The following is a 15,791-nucleotide window of genomic DNA, read 5'->3' on the forward strand; positions in this document are numbered from 1 at the left end:
CCCTATATATAGTGTTTACATACTGAGCAGAGCGACTACACTTCTGCTTAGGGGCACCATACGGACAGGTAAAACACCACATGAACCAAAGTCTGCTTGTAACTAAACGCGATGGCCGTAAAGAGCGCATCAATCTCGACAAAATCCACCGGGTCATCGATTGGGCCGCAGAGGGATTACACAACGTCTCGGTTTCTCAAGTAGAGTTGCGTTCACACATTCAGTTTTATGACGGCATCAAAACCGCCGACATTCACGAAACCATCATCAAAGCCGCAGCCGATCTGATCTCCCGCGATGCGCCGGACTATCAGTACCTGGCCGCTCGCCTGGCGATCTTCCACCTGCGTAAAAAGGCTTATGGCCAGTTCGAGCCGCCGAAGCTGCACGCTCACGTGACGCGCATGGTCGAGATGGGCAAATACGATAAGCATCTGCTGGAAGACTACAGCGCTGAAGAGTTCGAGCAGATGGATTCCTTTATCGATCACTGGCGCGACATGAACTTCTCTTATGCCGCCGTCAAGCAGCTGGAAGGCAAGTATCTGGTGCAGAACCGCGTCAGCGGCGAGATCTACGAAAGCGCCCAGTTCCTGTACATGCTGGTGTCCGCCTGCCTGTTCTCCAACTACCCGCGTGAAACCCGTCTGGACTACGTCAAACGTTTCTACGACGCGATTTCCACCTTCAAGATTTCGCTGCCTACGCCGATCATGTCCGGCGTGCGCACCCCAACCCGCCAGTTCAGCTCCTGCGTGCTGATCGAGTGCGGCGACAGCCTGGATTCCATCAACGCCACCTCCAGCGCCATTGTGAAATACGTTTCGCAGCGCGCCGGCATCGGCATCAACGCCGGCCGCATCCGCGCGCTGGGCAGCCCGATCCGCGGCGGTGAAGCCTTCCATACCGGCTGTATTCCGTTCTACAAACACTTCCAGACCGCCGTCAAATCCTGCTCGCAGGGCGGCGTGCGCGGTGGCGCAGCAACGCTGTTCTACCCGATGTGGCACCTGGAAGTGGAAAGCCTGCTGGTGTTGAAAAACAACCGCGGCGTTGAAGGCAACCGCGTGCGTCACATGGACTACGGCGTGCAGCTGAACCGCCTGATGTACCAGCGTCTGATCAAGGGCGAAGACATCACCCTGTTCAGCCCGTCCGACGTGCCGGGGCTGTACGACGCGTTCTTCGCCGATCAGGACGAATTCGAACGCCTGTACACCCAGTACGAGAAAGACGACAGCATTCGCCAGAAGCGCGTGAAAGCGGTTGAGCTGTTCTCGCTGATGATGCAAGAGCGCGCCTCTACCGGCCGCATCTACATCCAGAACGTCGACCACTGCAACACCCACAGCCCGTTCGATCCGCAGATCGCGCCGGTGCGTCAGTCCAACCTGTGCCTGGAAATCGCCCTGCCGACCAAGCCGCTGGAAGACGTCAACGACGAAAACGGCGAGATCGCGCTGTGCACCCTGTCGGCCTTCAACCTGGGCGCGATCGACAGCCTGGACGATCTGGAAGAGCTGGCGACCCTGGCGGTGCGCTCACTCGACGCCCTGCTGGATTACCAGGATTATCCGATCAAGGCCGCGCACCGTGGTGCGATGGGCCGCCGCACCCTGGGCATCGGTGTCATCAACTTCGCCTATTACCTGGCGAAGAACGGCGTGCGCTACTCCGACGGCAGCGCCAACAACCTGACGCACAAAACGTTCGAAGCCATTCAGTACTACCTGCTGAAAGCCTCCAACCGCCTGGCTCAGGAACAAGGCGCTTGCCCGTGGTTCAAAGAGACCACTTATTCGCAGGGTATCCTGCCGATCGACACTTACAAGAAAGACCTGGATGCGGTCTGCAGCGAGCCGCTGCACTACGACTGGGAAACCCTGCGTAAAGAGATCCAGGAAACCGGCCTGCGCAACTCGACCCTGTCTGCGCTGATGCCATCGGAAACCTCTTCGCAGATTTCCAACGCCACCAACGGCATCGAGCCGCCGCGCGGCCACATCAGCATCAAGGCGTCGAAAGACGGCATCCTGCGCCAGGTGGTGCCGGAGTATGAGCGTCTGAAAGACAACTACGAGCTGCTGTGGGAAATGCCGAGCAACGACGGCTATCTGCAGCTGGTGGGGCTGATGCAGAAATTCATCGACCAGTCGATTTCGGCCAACACCAACTACGATCCGACCCGCTTCCCGGGCGGCAAGGTGCCGATGAAGCAGCTGTTGAAAGACCTGCTCACCACCTACAAGTTCGGCGTGAAAACGCTGTACTACCAAAACACCCGCGACGGTGCGGAAGACGCCCAGGAAGATTTGCAGCCTGCCAAGGCCGGCGATGACGACTGCGAAAGCGGCGCCTGCAAGATCTAAAGTTTGACCTAGCGGGCCGGAATTTTCCGGCCCCTTCATTTAGCCACGTTACGATGGATTCAGGCTTATGGCTTACACCACTTTTTCTCAGACCAAAAACGACCAGCTGCAAGAGCCGATGTTCTTCGGCCAGTCGGTAAACGTTGCGCGTTTCGACCAGCAAAAGCATGAAATCTTCGAAAAGCTGATCGAAAAACAGCTCTCCTTCTTCTGGCGCCCGGAAGAAGTTGACGTCTCCCGCGATCGCATCGATTACCAGGCGCTGCCGGAGCACGAGAAGCATATCTTCATCAGCAACCTGAAGTATCAGACGCTGCTGGATTCCATCCAGGGCCGCAGCCCGAACGTCGCTCTGCTGCCGCTGATCTCGATCCCTGAGCTGGAAACCTGGGTGGAAACCTGGTCGTTCTCCGAGACCATCCACTCCCGTTCCTACACTCACATTATCCGCAACATCGTCAACGATCCGGCGCTGGTGTTCGACGACATCGTCACCAACGAAGAGATCAAGAAGCGCGCGAAAGACATCTCCGGCTACTACGACGATCTGATCGAGATGACCAGCTACTATCACCTGCTGGGTGAAGGCACCCACCAGGTGAACGGTAAAACCGTCACCGTCAATCTGCGCGCGCTGAAGAAACAGCTGTACCTGTGCCTGATGAGCGTGAACGCGCTGGAAGCGATCCGCTTCTACGTCAGCTTCGCCTGCTCCTTCGCGTTCGCCGAGCGCGAACTGATGGAAGGCAACGCCAAAATCATCAAGCTGATCGCCCGCGACGAAGCGCTGCACCTGACCGGCACCCAGCACATGCTGAACCTGATGCGTTCCGGCGCCGACGATCCGGAAATGGCGGAGATCGCCGAGGAATGCCAACAGCAGTGCTACGATCTGTTCGTGCTGGCTGCCCAGCAGGAAAAAGAGTGGGCGGAATACCTGTTCCGCGACGGCTCGATGATCGGCCTGAACAAAGACATCCTGTGCCAGTATGTGGAGTACATCACCAATATCCGCATGCAGGCGGTCGGCCTCGGTCTGCCGTTCGAAACCCGCTCCAACCCGATCCCGTGGATCAACGCCTGGCTGGTGTCCGACAACGTGCAGGTGGCGCCGCAGGAAGTGGAAGTGAGCTCCTACCTGGTTGGCCAGATCGACTCGGAGATCAACGCCGACGACCTGAGCGACTTCGAACTGTAAGCGATGGCGACGCCAATCGTAACGCTGCGCGCCGCCGGCACGCAGCTCTCCTGCCCCAACAGTGAAAGCTGCCTGCTCGACGTGCTGGAGTTGCACGACGTGCAGGTGGAGTACCAATGCCGCTCCGGCTATTGCGGCGCCTGCCGCCTGAAGCTGGTGAAAGGCGAAGTGGCCTACCGCCAACAGCCGCTGGCGTTTATCAACGCCGGCGAAATCCTGCCCTGCTGCTGTATGCCGCTGACGGATATCGAGCTGGAAATGTAAGGTTGGGTGCCGGAAACCGCGCCTGGAGACCAGAAGGCGGGGTTGCCCCCGCCCTATGATTACCGCTTCACCTCACACGCCAACCTGATCAGGATAGTGATATTTTCCTGGTAGATTTTCAGCTCGCACAGCGAGTCTCTTATCATCCAGATAAATAACAAAACCGTAATACATACAACGGTTAGCGAATGAAACACATGCCTTAAGCGCATGCTTGCCTCCTTGCTGTGAAGGGGCTACCATACCGGTGTCTAGGCGGTATGTGCAGCCCCATTCTGATTGAGAGTCAGTCTGGGGCTTTCATCTATCCGCCTTGTCACACAATGCCCAAGACGAACAGTCTCAAGCACCCGCCAAAAGAGTAACAGCATTCCCTCGCCGCGAATATCCCCTATAAGATTATGATTAATCAGGGATATATAACTATCCTCAAAGTATTTCGCTTAACACCCCTTTCCTGCCGACGCGGAAAAATAACGCGCCAGGGGATCGCCAAAGGCTTTGCGAAACATGGCGATAAAATTACTCGGCGAGGCATATACCAGCGTTTCCGCGATCTGCAGCGCGGTTTCGCCGCGCAGGCGCTCAAGGACTATGGTGCAAGATCTGCAAAAGCGGGGCGCGGCGGCGATACACCTTTCACGTCTGGCGTCCGAACGGCTGCAGCAAAGCCGTGACGCCGGCAACTCGGCGCCATGACCGTCACTCGATAATTTCCACCACCTCCAGCCAGGCGTTTTTACCGCACGCCTGGCCCCCATTCAGCCAGCGGCGCAGCATATCCAGCGCCAGCATCGCCACCGACTCCTGCCGCAGCCGCAGGCCGTGGCGCGACGCACGATAACGAACGGTCTGGCCAATGCCGCCGCGCGGCGTATGCAGCGCAATGCTCACCTGATCGTCGCACATGGCGCTGACCGCCAACGCCAACGGCGCGCCGGTCAATTCCGCCAGCGAGCGGGCGCGCGCCAGCGTGGTTTCCAGCGTTTCGATACAGTGCGCCGGCAGCAGCTCTCCCCCCGCCAGCGGCGCCCCTTCGCTCTGCAGCTGCAGATTGATCAACCCGGCGCTGAACTGCTCGCTCAACGCCAGCTTCAGCCCTTGCTGATTCAGGCGCTGTGTCAGCGTCGCCGGCAACCCGATAGTGCCTTCAAAGATGCAGTTGTCCCCCGCCACCTCGCGCACGCGCCGCCAGGCCAGTTCCATTTCCGCACGCCGGCTTTCCGGCCCGGTCAGCTTCAGCTCGATGATCGGGCTGGAGGAACGGTAACCCAGCACCACATCCGGCGGCAGCGGCATACCGTCCAGCTCGGCGGCCAGATCGCTCTCTGAGGTGCCGAAGGTGGTCAGGCGCAGGCAGAGCGGCGGCGTCGGCAAAGTGAAGCGCTGGCGCAGACGCGGCACGATCTGCTGTTCGACCATCACTTTGAATTCCGACGGCACGCCGGGGGTGAAGAACATCTGACATCGGTTCAGCTGCAGCGCGAACCCGCAGGCGGTGCCCACCGGGTTATCCAGCATTTCCGCGTTGGCCGGGATCTGCGCCTGCTTGCGGTTGGAAGGGGCCATCGGCCGCCCGCGCTCGGCGAAATAGGCTTCCATGCGCGCCAGCCAGTCGGCCCGTTCGACCAGCTCTACGCCACAGGCTTTGGCGGCGGCCAGCGCGCTGAGATCGTCGCTGGTCGGCCCCAGGCCGCCGTTGACGATCAGCACATCGGCGATATGGCTTCTTTCCTGCAGGATCTCGATCAACGCAGAGAGGCTGTCCCCGACCGTTTCCCGCCCGCTCATCGGCACTCCCTGCTGGAACAGGTAGTCCGCCAGCCAGGCGGCGTTGGTATCAATAATTTGCCCGTGCAGCACCTCATCGCCGGTGCTGAGCATCTCCACCCTTAACATTGATCTCTCCCACATTTTTTGGTCATTCCACTATAGAAGCCCGTAAATAACTTTTCACTAGCCGCCTGCGGATAATTTCAGCCATGGGCCCGTTCCTCATGTGCCATGCAGTTCGCCGCAATGTAAACATTACTGTACATCATGCGTAACGTCGGTTTGACACAAATTAGGGCTTCCACTATCCTGCCATCCTCATAAATCGTTACCTATAATTTTCAAAATCTTTCGGCTGGTAGAGAAAAAACGTGAAGAATCGCACTCTTGGCAGTGTTTTTATCGTGGCGGGCACCACCATTGGCGCCGGGATGCTGGCGATGCCGCTGGCGGCGGCCGGCGTCGGCTTCGGCGTCACGCTGGCCTTACTGGTCGGGCTGTGGCTGTTGATGTGTTACACCGCGCTGCTGCTGGTAGAGGTTTACCAGCATGAGCAGGCGGATACCGGTCTGGGCACCCTCGCCAAACGTTATCTCGGCGGCGGCGGCCAGTGGCTGACCAGCTTTAGCATGATGTTCCTGATGTACGCCCTCACCGCCGCCTACATCAGCGGCGCCGGCGAACTGCTCGCCACCAGCATCAGCCAGTGGACATCGCAGGACTTCCCGGTGTCGCTCGGCGTTCTGCTGTTCACCCTGGTGGCCGGCGGCGTGGTATGCATCGGCACCCACTCGGTCGATTTGTTCAACCGCATCCTGTTCAGCGCCAAAGTGGTATTTCTGGTGGTGATGCTAGGCCTGATGTTGCCGAATATCCACCAAACCAACCTGATGACGCTGCCGCTGGAGCAAGGCCTGGCGCTGTCGGCTATTCCGGTGATCTTCACCTCTTTCGGCTTCCACGGCAGCGTGCCGAGCATCGTCAACTATATGGGCGGCAACATTCGCAAACTGCGCTGGGTGTTTATCATCGGCAGCGCTATCCCGCTGATGGCCTACATCTTCTGGCAGTTGGCAACGCTGGGCAGCATCAGCTCCGACACCTTCGTCGGCATTCTGGCGCAGCAGGCCGGGCTGAACGGTTTGTTGCAGGCGGTGCGCGACGCGGTGGCTTCGCCGCACGTTGAACTGGCGGTGCACCTGTTCGCCGATCTGGCGCTGGCGACCTCGTTCCTCGGCGTCGCGCTCGGGCTGTTCGATTTCCTGGCCGACCTGTTCAAGCGGCAAGACAACGTGCGTGGCCGCCTGCAAACCGGCGCCATCACCTTCTTGCCGCCGCTGGCCTTTGCGCTGTTCTATCCGCGCGGCTTCGTGCTGGCGCTAGGATTCGCCGCCATTGCCTTGTCGGTGTTGGCGCTGCTGTTGCCTTCACTGCTGGTGTGGAAAACGCGCAAAAAACATCAGGCGCAGTATCGCGTCTGGGGCGGTACGCCGGCGCTGGCGTTGGTGTTTGTCTGCGGGGTGACGGTGATCGCCATTCAACTGGGCATCGCCAGCGGCATGCTGCCGGCGGTGGGGTAAACCAGGCAGAAAAGATAAAGGGGCCTGAAGGCCCCTTTTTCACAGCGTCAGAAGCTCAGACCCACGCCGACGTAAGGGCCATCGGCCAGCGTGTTGTCGCGACGCCCGTCTTTGCCTTCCATTTGCATGTAACGGTAGCCCACGTCCACGCTCAGCGGACGGAACTTCCAGCGCAGGCCGCCGCTGGCTTCGTTATAGGCTTTCACGCCGCTGGTGAAGGATTCAGGGGCAAAGTACCCTTCGCCGTGCAGGCTGAAGTAACGGTTGATCTCCCACTCCAGGCCGCCGCCCAGCGCCACCGCCCCGCCGCTCTTCCCGTCTTTCGGGCTGAGGTACAGCGCTTTGGCACCCACGGTCGCCGTCAACGGCCCCAGCGGCACGCCGAAGTTCAGCCCCACGCTGCCGACGTTACCGTCGTGGTCGCTGCGCGCCCAGTTGCCGGTCAGGCCCAGACCAGAAGAGCCGGTGCTCATGCCAACGCCCAGGTTGGTGTAGTGCTGCCCGGCTTCGCCCGACACGCTGATGGCGTTCGCCGCGCCGGTCACCAACAGCAATCCTGCCGCGCACGCGACCCAAGTCTTTTTCATCATCTTTCCCTCTGGTTTGTCATCCGTACCGAATGATCGAATCAACGCATAATAATAACGTCACGAGTCTATACCAAAGCGCAATGAGTATTTAAGGGATAAAAGCGAAAAAATTCTTCAATAATCAAATAAATGTAAATATTTGCAAACAAGATTCTATATTCGTCAAGGCAATGCCAACGATAACCGAGACCTATTTGCCGTCGCTCGGCAATAGGGCTACAACTAGTAGTGGCTTTGACCAAGGTCAGGGGAAGAAGCCCCGCCAAAGGACTATGCTGATGAACGCTTAAACCGCCCGAGTCTTTACTTAACTGCACTACGATAAGGAGCAAGTGATGAGCAAGAAAGGACTGACCACCGCAGCCGGCGCCCCGGTTGTCGATAACAATAACGTGATCACCGCAGGCAAACGCGGCCCGATGCTGTTGCAGGACGTGTGGTTCCTGGAAAAACTGGCCCACTTCGACCGTGAAGTCATTCCCGAGCGCCGCATGCACGCCAAGGGATCCGGCGCTTACGGTACCTTTACCGTCACCCACGACATCACCCGCTACACCCGCGCCAAGATCTTCTCCGAGGTCGGCAAACAGACCGACATGTTCATCCGCTTCTCCACCGTCGCCGGTGAACGCGGCGCCGCCGACGCCGAACGCGACATTCGCGGCTTCGCCATGAAGTTCTATACCGAAGAAGGCAACTGGGATTTGGTGGGTAACGATACGCCGGTGTTCTACCTGCGCGATCCGCTGAAATTCCCCGATCTCAACCACGTGGTGAAACGCGATCCGCATACCAACCTGCGCAACCCGGTCTACAAATGGGACTTTTTCTCCCACCTGCCTGAATCGCTGCACCAGCTGACCATTGACTTCAGCGATCGCGGCATTCCGAAGTCCTATCGCCACATGCACGGCTTCGGCAGCCACACCTTCAGCTTTATCAATGCCGCCAACGAGCGTTTCTGGGTGAAATTCCACTTCCGCTGCCAGCAAGGCATTGAAAACCTGATGGATGAAGAAGCGGAAGCGATCATCGCCAAGGATCGCGAAAGCTCACAGCGCGATCTGTTCGACGCGATCAAACGCGGCGACTTCCCGCGCTGGAAGCTGCAAATTCAGATCATGCCGGAACACGAAGCCTCGCAGACGCCATACAACCCGTTCGATCTGACCAAGGTGTGGCCGCACGGCGACTATCCGCTGATCGACGTCGGCTATTTCGAGCTGAACCGCAACCCCGACAACTACTTCTCCGAGGTTGAGCAGGTGGCGATGAACCCCGCCAACGTGGTGCCGGGCATCAGTTTCTCGCCGGATAAAATGCTGCAGGGCCGTCTGTTCTCCTATGGCGATGCGCACCGCTATCGCCTGGGCGTCAACCACCACCAGATCCCGGTGAACGGCGCCAAATGCCCGTTCCACAACTACCATCGCGACGGCGCGATGCGCGTGGACGGCAACAGCGGCAACGGCGCCACCTACGAACCAAACAGCTTCGGCCTGTTCCAGGAGCAGCCGGACTTCAGCGAGCCGCCGCTGAGCATTGAGGGCGCGGCCGACCACTGGAATCATCGTGAAGACGACGATTACTACAGCCAGCCGCGCGCGCTGTTCAACCTGCTGAGCGCCGAAGAGCACCAGCGCATGTTCACCCGCATCGCCGGCGAACTGTCGCAGGTGCCGGAGCAAATCCAGCGCCGTCAGGTCGAGCTGTTCACCAAGGTGCACCCGGACTACGGCGCCGGCGTCGCCAAGGCGCTGGGGCTGCAATAACCCCCTGCCGTCATCCACTCAGCCGCCCTTTCGGGCGGCTTTTTTATGCCTGAGAGAGGCGCTGCGCCACCCATTGCTGCAACTGGCGGCGCGAAATCTTGATGCCGCCGTTTTTCAGTTCCTCAGGCAGCGGGAGCAGCGCCGCCGGGCGTTGGAAATTAGCCAGCTTGTCCTGCGACCAGGCGAGCAACGCCGCCAGCGACAGCGACGGATCGCCGTCGATTACCGCCACCGGCCGCTGGCCGAACTCGGCGTCCGCCACCGGCACCACAAACGCCTGCGAGATCTGCGGGTGCGCCGCCAACACGCGTTCGATATCCTCCGGCTGCACCCCTTCGCCGCCGCTGAAAAACAGGTTGTCCAGCCGGCCCAAAATGCGCAGTTCCCCCTCGGCCATCGCGCCGCGATCGCGGGTCGCGAACCAGCCCTGTGCATCCGCCAGCGGCTGCAGCTGGCCATGACGCCAGTAGCCGAGCGCCAGGCTGTCGGCGCGGATCCAGACCTCTTCGTCCACCAGTTTTACCTCGCGGCCGCTGAGCGGCAGGCCGACGCCCGGCCGCGCATCGGCGCGCTTGGCGCACACCGTGGAAGCCAGTTCGGTCAGCCCATAGCCGCACCAGCAGCGGATCCCCGCCGCTTCCGCCCGTTCGGTCAGCGCCACCGGGATCATGGCGCCACCGAGCAGCACCTCTTTCAGCGTCATGCCCGTCAGCGGTTGCGCCAGCAGCCGCCAGAGCTGTGTCGGCACCAGCGAGGCGTGCGTGCATCCCGCCAACGCCTCGGCCAGCGGATGCATCTCGCGCACTGCCAGCCGCGCCCCCGCCGCCAGCCAGCGCCAGACGATGCCCTGGCCGGAGACGTGAAACAGCGGCAATGACAGCAGCCAGCAATCCTCGCGCTGAAAATCCATCAGCCGCAACACCCCGGCGGCGCTGGCCAGATGATTGGCGTAGCTGTGCGCCGCCGCTTTCGGCAGGCCGCTGGAGCCCGAGGTCAGCGTCAGCGTCGCCAGACGTTGCGCATCCCACGCCGGCAGGTTCGGCCAGCGCGGCTCGGTCGAGGGCGGCGTCAATCGAATCACCTCTTCCGGCAGCGCCGGCAACGGATCCGGGCCGAAGGCAAAGGTGATGTCCAATTCGGGTAGCAGCTGCGCCAACAGCGGCGTCGGCAAGGCAGGATTGAGCGGCAACAGGCGCGCGCCGCATTGCAGCAGCGCCAGATAGGCCAGCAGCAGCGGGTAGCTGTTTTTACCGCACAGCGCCACGCCACAGCCCGGCTCCACGCCCTGGTGCTGGAAGTCCGCCGCCAGCTCATCCACCTGGCCTTGCAACGCCAGCCAACTCAGCGGCCGCTCGCCAAGCAGCAGCGCCGTCGCCTGCGGTTGAAGGCTCGCCCAGTGCCGCCACGGCCAATCGCTTAACGGCGCCATAGGCATTCCAGCGCCGAAATATCCAGCAGCGGCAATGCGCTGCCCGGCCAAGGCCGCAGCACCTGCGCCTGCATCAACCCCAGCGTGTCCAGCCCCGGCACGGTGTCCGGCGTCAGCCAGCGGGCGATGCGCGCCAGCTGGGTTAATCCCAGGCTGGACTCGATGCTGGAACTGATCACCGCCGTCAGCCCCGCCGCGTGTGCCTGCGCCACCAGCGCCTGGCAGCGCGCCAGGCTGCCGACCAGCGTCGGCTTGATCACGATGGCCGCCACGCCCGGCTCGGCCTGCACCACAAAGTCCGCCTCGCGCACGCTCTCATCCCAGGCGATGGCGATGCCGGTCGCCCGGGCGAAATCGCGCGATTCATCACGGGTCTTGCAGGGCTCTTCCAAAAAGGCGATGCGATCGCGCCACGCCGGGTTGACGTATTTGGCGAAGCCGTCGGCTTTGGCGCGGGTCCAGCTGCGGTTGGCGTCCAGCCGCAGCCGCAGATCCGGCAGCGCCTCCAGCAGCACGTTGACGATCATGCCGTCGCGCACCGCCTCATACAGCCCCACCTTCACCTTAGCGACTTTCTCGCCCGGCAAGGCGCTCAATATCTCGAACAGCTCGTCCGGATCGCCGGTACACAGCGGCGCCTTGCGGAAATCCGCCTGCGTCGGCAAGCGCTGCTCCAGCTCGGCCTGCGCGCAGCTGAGCCCAAAGGCCACCGAAGGCAGCGCGCTGTCATCCGGTTCGTTGCCCGCCAACCAGGCCTGCAGCCAGTCCAACGCGGCCTGTTCGGCCTGCGCCAGCGTTTCCCGGCTGAATTCCGGCAGCGGCGCGATCTCGCCCCAGCCTTCACGCTCGCCCTGACGCAGCTGCACCACCCATCCGTCACGCGTTTTCAACCGCTGATTGCGCAGCACCACGCCCGCCTCCATCGGCAGGCTGTAACGGTAAAGCGCCGCGCTGCGGTTTACCCCGTTCATTACGGGTTACGCTTGAATTTGCTGAAGTCCGGCTGACGCTTCTCGTTGAACGCGTTGCGCCCTTCCTGCCCTTCGTCGGTCATGTAGAACAGCATGGTGGCGTTGCCCGCCAGCTCCTGCAAACCGGCCTGGCCGTCGCAGTCGGCGTTCAGCGCCGCCTTCAGGCAGCGCAGCGCCATCGGGCTGTTCTGCAGCATTTCGCGGCACCAGCGCACCGTCTCTTTTTCCAGATCGGCCAGCGGCACCACGGTATTGACCAGCCCCATGTCCAGCGCGGCGGCGGCATCGTACTGGCGGCACAGGAACCAGATTTCGCGCGCCTTCTTCTGGCCGACGATGCGTGCCATGTAAGACGCGCCCCAACCGCCGTCGAACGAGCCCACTTTCGGGCCGGTCTGGCCGAAGATGGCGTTATCCGCCGCGATGGTCAGATCGCACATCATGTGCAGCACGTGGCCGCCGCCGATCGAATAACCGGCCACCATCGCCACCACCGGTTTCGGGCAGGTGCGGATCTGGCGCTGGAAGTCCAGCACGTTGAGGTGATGCACGCCGCTGTCGTCGCGATAGCCGCCGTAATCGCCGCGCACTTTCTGATCGCCGCCGGAGCAGAAGGCCTTATCGCCGGCGCCGGTCAGAATAATGACGCCGATGCCGTCGTCGTAACGGGCGTTGGCCAGCGCGTCGATCATCTCTTTAACCGTTTGCGGGCGAAACGCGTTGCGCACCTGCGGCCGGTTAATGGTGATTTTGGCGATGCCGTCGGCGGACTTGTGATACAGAATGTCTTCGAAATCGCCGGTGCAATCCTGCCAGGCGATAGCGGCATACAGCTGTTCTTCATTCGGATAAAGCATGTTCGGTTCCTTTAACCAGGGTTAACGAGAAAGGTCTGCAGCTCGGCGACGAAATCCTGCGGATTGGCCAGATGCGCGTTGTGGCCGGCCTGCGGCACGATGCGCAACGGCAACCCGGCGTCGCGCGCCAGCCGTTGAAATTTGGGGTCGTTCTCACCGCACAGCACCCGCAGCGGCACGGTCAGTTGGCGCAGCTGCGGCGCCAGATAAGGCTGTCTGCCGAGCGATGTGGCTTCGAGCATGTCGGCAATCGCCGGGCCGCTGTTGACCGAACGCGCGGCGATCAGCGCCTGGCGGTGCACATGGCTAAGCTCTTTGAACACCGGCTGCTGATACCAGTCCGCCAGGACTTCGGCAATCGGCTCACTGCGAAAACGCGCCGCCCATCGCGCATCCTGCTCGCAACGATCGCGGCGCTGTTGTTCGTCCTCAAGCCCCGGATTGCCGCCCTCGACGATCACGCCTTGCAGGCCGTCATGGCGACCGTGGCAAGCGTGATACATGGCGATGCGCCCGCCGAGCGAGTAGCCCACCAGCCAATAACGTTCAATATTGCGCAGTTGCAGGGTCGCGGCGATTTGCGCGCTGATGTCGTCAAAGCCGCGGCAGCTCACCGCCACGGAATCGCCGTGGCCGGGCAGATCGATGGCCAGCGACGGCCATTCCGGGCAACGCGCGGCGATTACCCGCCATTCATTGTTGTTGCCCAGCAGGCCGTGCAGCCATACCAGCCACGGGCGGCCCGCCTCGCCCTGTTGCAAAATTCGCGTCGCCAGCATCATTGCACCGCCATCTGTTGCACCAGGTATTGCAGGCTTTCGGCCCCCGCGCTCGGTGGCACCTGCAGTTCGACAAGCGTGGCGCCGCCGCGCCGCCAGCCTTGCTCAACCGCCTGTTGCAGCTGGCCCCAGTTCGCCGGCCGCGCGTAACCCAGCTGGAACATCGCCGCCGCGTGGCTGAACTCGACGTTCTGCGGCATGCAGTAAAAGCGCTGACGATCCTCTTCCGGCGTCGGCAGCAGCGAGAAAATTTGGCCGCCGTTGTTGTTGACGACGATCAGCACCGTCGGCGCCGAGCTCTGGCGCAGCAGCGCCAGCGCATTGAGGTCATACAGAGCGGAAAGATCGCCCACCACCGCCAACGTCGGTCTGGCGGTGGCGCGCTGCACGCCAGCGGCGGTGGAGATCAGGCCGTCGATGCCGCTGGCACCACGATTGCTGAATACCGGGTAGGCGACGGGCAATGGCGTTAGCGCGTCGATGAGCCGCACCACCAGGCTGTTGCCGAGAAACAGCTGGCCGTTCTCCGGCAGCAGCTCCGGCAGGCGGTGCGCCAGCTGCGCTTCGCCAAAGTTATCGTGCAGATGCGTGGATGCCGCCGTCAGCGCTTTATCCGCCAGCACGGCCAGCCCGGCGGCCCAAGGCTGGCGCGGCTGCGCCGGGTGCTGCGCCAACCACTGAGCCACGCCGGCGCGCAGGCGCCGCCCCCGGTGCTGGGCCGGATCGAGCCGCCCCGGCAGCTCGTCGATGATCCAATACTCTTCAGGCCGGCACTGCGCCTGCCACTGCAGCAGGCGTTTGCCGGTCAGGCTGCCGCCGAACTGCACCACCAGCTGCGCATCTTGCAGTACGCGCTGCGCCTGCGGGTGAGCGAGCCACAAATCGGCGCAGGGCAGCGGTTGCCCGGTCTGCGACAGCACGTCGCCGATCAGCGGCCAGCCCAGCGTTGCGGCCCATTCGGCCACCTGCGCGCCCTCTTGCGCGCTCATGCGCCCGGCCAACACCACGCCGCGCTTTTGCCGCCAGAAGAACCAGTCCGGCTGCGGCAATGGCGCCGTACGCGTCTCGCTTTCCTGCAGCCACGGGCGATCGCTCTGCCACCAGTCGCCCAGCGCGGCGGACCAATCGGCATAGTGACGTTCGTCGCCGCCGTACAGCGGCTCGGCGAACGGGCAGTTGATGTGCAAAGCGCCGTGTTGCAGGCGCGCCATCGCGCTGTCGACGCTGGAGGCCAGCCACGCGGCCGGAATATCCGGCGTAGGACGCGGCAGATCGATCGCCAGCGTCGGGTGGCTGCTGTAGAGGCCGTTTTGACGGATCGCCTGATTGGCGCCGCAGTCGATCAACTCCGGCGGCCGATCGGCGGTGAGAAACACCAGCCGCTCACCGGTCAGGCCGGCTTCAATCAACGCGGGATAAAGGTTGGCCGCCGCGGTGCCGGACGTGACGATCACCGCCACCGGCTCACGCGCCGCCTTCGCCAACCCAAGCGCCAGATGGCCGAGCCCGCGCTCATCAAAATGGGTATGACAGATAAACGATCGGTTAGCCGCGGCGGCCAGCGTCAGCGGCGTGGAGCGCGATCCCGGAGCGATACAAACATGCCGCACCCCATGGCGGGCCAGCGCCTCGAGCAGCACAGCCGCCCACCGGCGATTAAAAACACTTGTCGACATAGTTCGCTCACAAGTCAGTTAGCAGAGATCGTCTCCGGCGCAGCCGACGGACGCCGCGCCTGTAGTTACGCTCTGTATTATATGAGGTGTTATTTTCACGGCTTTTGCGCCAGCGCAAGAACGCCGTATATCCCTGGGCGTTTACACCAGATAATTATTTGATTTAGAACAAAAAACAAACAATAAAAACACAAATACTTTACACCTGCGACATTCTGAGCTCAATCCGCCCATACAAAAATCAGGGAAATACCCAGTGAGTTTATCCTGACGGATCTTCCCGCCACAGCAAGTCAACCTCCATGACATACCGTTGCTGATCGGGCATAGGTCAGAACGCCCCGCCTCGACAAATGTTTATTAAAATTAAACAATACGATTAAAAAACAGACACATCTCATTCTGAACAGCTATACTGGAAAGGTCTGTTCCTTCCTGCAACAAATCCACGCCATATGTTCCCGGCGCCAGATACAGGATGTTCACGCACTCCCAGCGGGTTTACCGGCTGCCCTTTTGGTCAGAAGTGAGGA

At 61.5% G+C, this 15,791-nt stretch carries 13 protein-coding genes; 5 read left to right on the plus strand and 8 right to left on the minus strand.

What is annotated here, in order from left to right:
* The first annotated feature begins 80 nt into the window (after positions 1 to 80).
* From nrdA to yfaE, 3 genes are all read left to right on the plus strand, one after another.
* On the plus strand, positions 81 to 2,369 hold the full coding sequence (nrdA, locus tag ACJ8MK_RS10205) for a class 1a ribonucleoside-diphosphate reductase subunit alpha (protein ID WP_033635301.1): 2,289 nt from the start codon (positions 81 to 83) through the stop codon (positions 2,367 to 2,369).
* 67 nt (positions 2,370 to 2,436) lie between these two features.
* Positions 2,437 to 3,567: a class Ia ribonucleoside-diphosphate reductase subunit beta gene (nrdB, locus tag ACJ8MK_RS10210; protein ID WP_019453694.1), complete on the plus strand. Its 1,131-nt coding sequence runs from the start codon at positions 2,437 to 2,439 to the stop codon at positions 3,565 to 3,567.
* Between the two features lie 3 nt (positions 3,568 to 3,570).
* The gene (gene yfaE / locus ACJ8MK_RS10215; RefSeq protein WP_033635302.1) at positions 3,571 to 3,831 is read left to right on the plus strand and encodes a class I ribonucleotide reductase maintenance protein YfaE; all 261 of its coding nucleotides are present in this window, start codon (positions 3,571 to 3,573) and stop codon (positions 3,829 to 3,831) included.
* A gap of 59 nt (positions 3,832 to 3,890) precedes the next feature.
* On the opposite strand, the gene ACJ8MK_RS10220 is transcribed toward yfaE, so the two are convergent.
* Both ACJ8MK_RS10220 and ACJ8MK_RS10225 read right to left on the minus strand, forming a co-directional pair.
* Positions 3,891 to 4,043: a Hok/Gef family protein gene (locus ACJ8MK_RS10220; protein WP_004935921.1), complete on the minus strand. Its 153-nt coding sequence runs from the start codon at positions 4,041 to 4,043 to the stop codon at positions 3,891 to 3,893.
* A gap of 490 nt (positions 4,044 to 4,533) precedes the next feature.
* Entirely contained in the window at positions 4,534 to 5,730 is a 1,197-nt protein-coding gene (locus ACJ8MK_RS10225; protein WP_060388058.1) for a nicotinamide mononucleotide deamidase-related protein YfaY, read from the minus strand.
* 245 nt (positions 5,731 to 5,975) lie between these two features.
* On the opposite strand from ACJ8MK_RS10225, the gene tyrP reads away from it, so the two are divergent.
* A complete protein-coding gene (tyrP, locus tag ACJ8MK_RS10230; protein WP_033653776.1) occupies positions 5,976 to 7,184 on the plus strand; it encodes a tyrosine transporter TyrP in 1,209 nt (402 codons plus the stop codon).
* Between the two features lie 47 nt (positions 7,185 to 7,231).
* Here tyrP and ACJ8MK_RS10235 read toward each other — a convergent pair whose 3' ends face one another.
* Entirely contained in the window at positions 7,232 to 7,771 is a 540-nt protein-coding gene (locus ACJ8MK_RS10235) for a YfaZ family outer membrane protein (protein ID WP_004935943.1), read from the minus strand.
* Between the two features lie 338 nt (positions 7,772 to 8,109).
* On the opposite strand from ACJ8MK_RS10235, the gene katA reads away from it, so the two are divergent.
* Complete coding sequence (gene katA / locus ACJ8MK_RS10240; protein ID WP_033653775.1) at positions 8,110 to 9,546, plus strand: catalase KatA; 1,437 nt, start codon at positions 8,110 to 8,112, stop codon at positions 9,544 to 9,546.
* Positions 9,547 to 9,589: 43 nt separating this feature from the next.
* On the opposite strand, the gene menE is transcribed toward katA, so the two are convergent.
* Genes menE through menD form a run of 5 tightly spaced genes read right to left on the minus strand, consistent with a single transcriptional unit; the run spans position 9,590 to position 15,258 of the window.
* The gene (gene menE, locus ACJ8MK_RS10245; RefSeq protein WP_172905209.1) at positions 9,590 to 10,975 is read right to left on the minus strand and encodes an o-succinylbenzoate--CoA ligase; all 1,386 of its coding nucleotides are present in this window, start codon (positions 10,973 to 10,975) and stop codon (positions 9,590 to 9,592) included.
* A complete protein-coding gene (menC, locus tag ACJ8MK_RS10250; protein ID WP_172905210.1) occupies positions 10,963 to 11,946 on the minus strand; it encodes an o-succinylbenzoate synthase in 984 nt (327 codons plus the stop codon). The genes menE and menC overlap by 13 nt, the downstream gene beginning before the upstream one ends.
* Positions 11,946 to 12,803: a 1,4-dihydroxy-2-naphthoyl-CoA synthase gene (gene menB, locus ACJ8MK_RS10255; protein WP_033635308.1), complete on the minus strand. Its 858-nt coding sequence runs from the start codon at positions 12,801 to 12,803 to the stop codon at positions 11,946 to 11,948. Before menB ends, menC begins: the two co-directional genes overlap by 1 nt.
* A gap of 11 nt (positions 12,804 to 12,814) precedes the next feature.
* Positions 12,815 to 13,585, minus strand: a complete 771-nt coding sequence (menH, locus tag ACJ8MK_RS10260; protein ID WP_033643848.1) for a 2-succinyl-6-hydroxy-2,4-cyclohexadiene-1-carboxylate synthase — start codon at positions 13,583 to 13,585, stop codon at positions 12,815 to 12,817.
* A complete protein-coding gene (gene menD / locus ACJ8MK_RS10265) occupies positions 13,582 to 15,258 on the minus strand; it encodes a 2-succinyl-5-enolpyruvyl-6-hydroxy-3-cyclohexene-1-carboxylic-acid synthase (protein ID WP_442517723.1) in 1,677 nt (558 codons plus the stop codon). Before menD ends, menH begins: the two co-directional genes overlap by 4 nt.
* Positions 15,259 to 15,791 lie beyond the last annotated feature (533 nt).

Source organism: Serratia sp. CY38905 (assembly GCF_052168875.1).
Classification (GTDB): domain Bacteria; phylum Pseudomonadota; class Gammaproteobacteria; order Enterobacterales; family Enterobacteriaceae; genus Serratia; species Serratia sarumanii.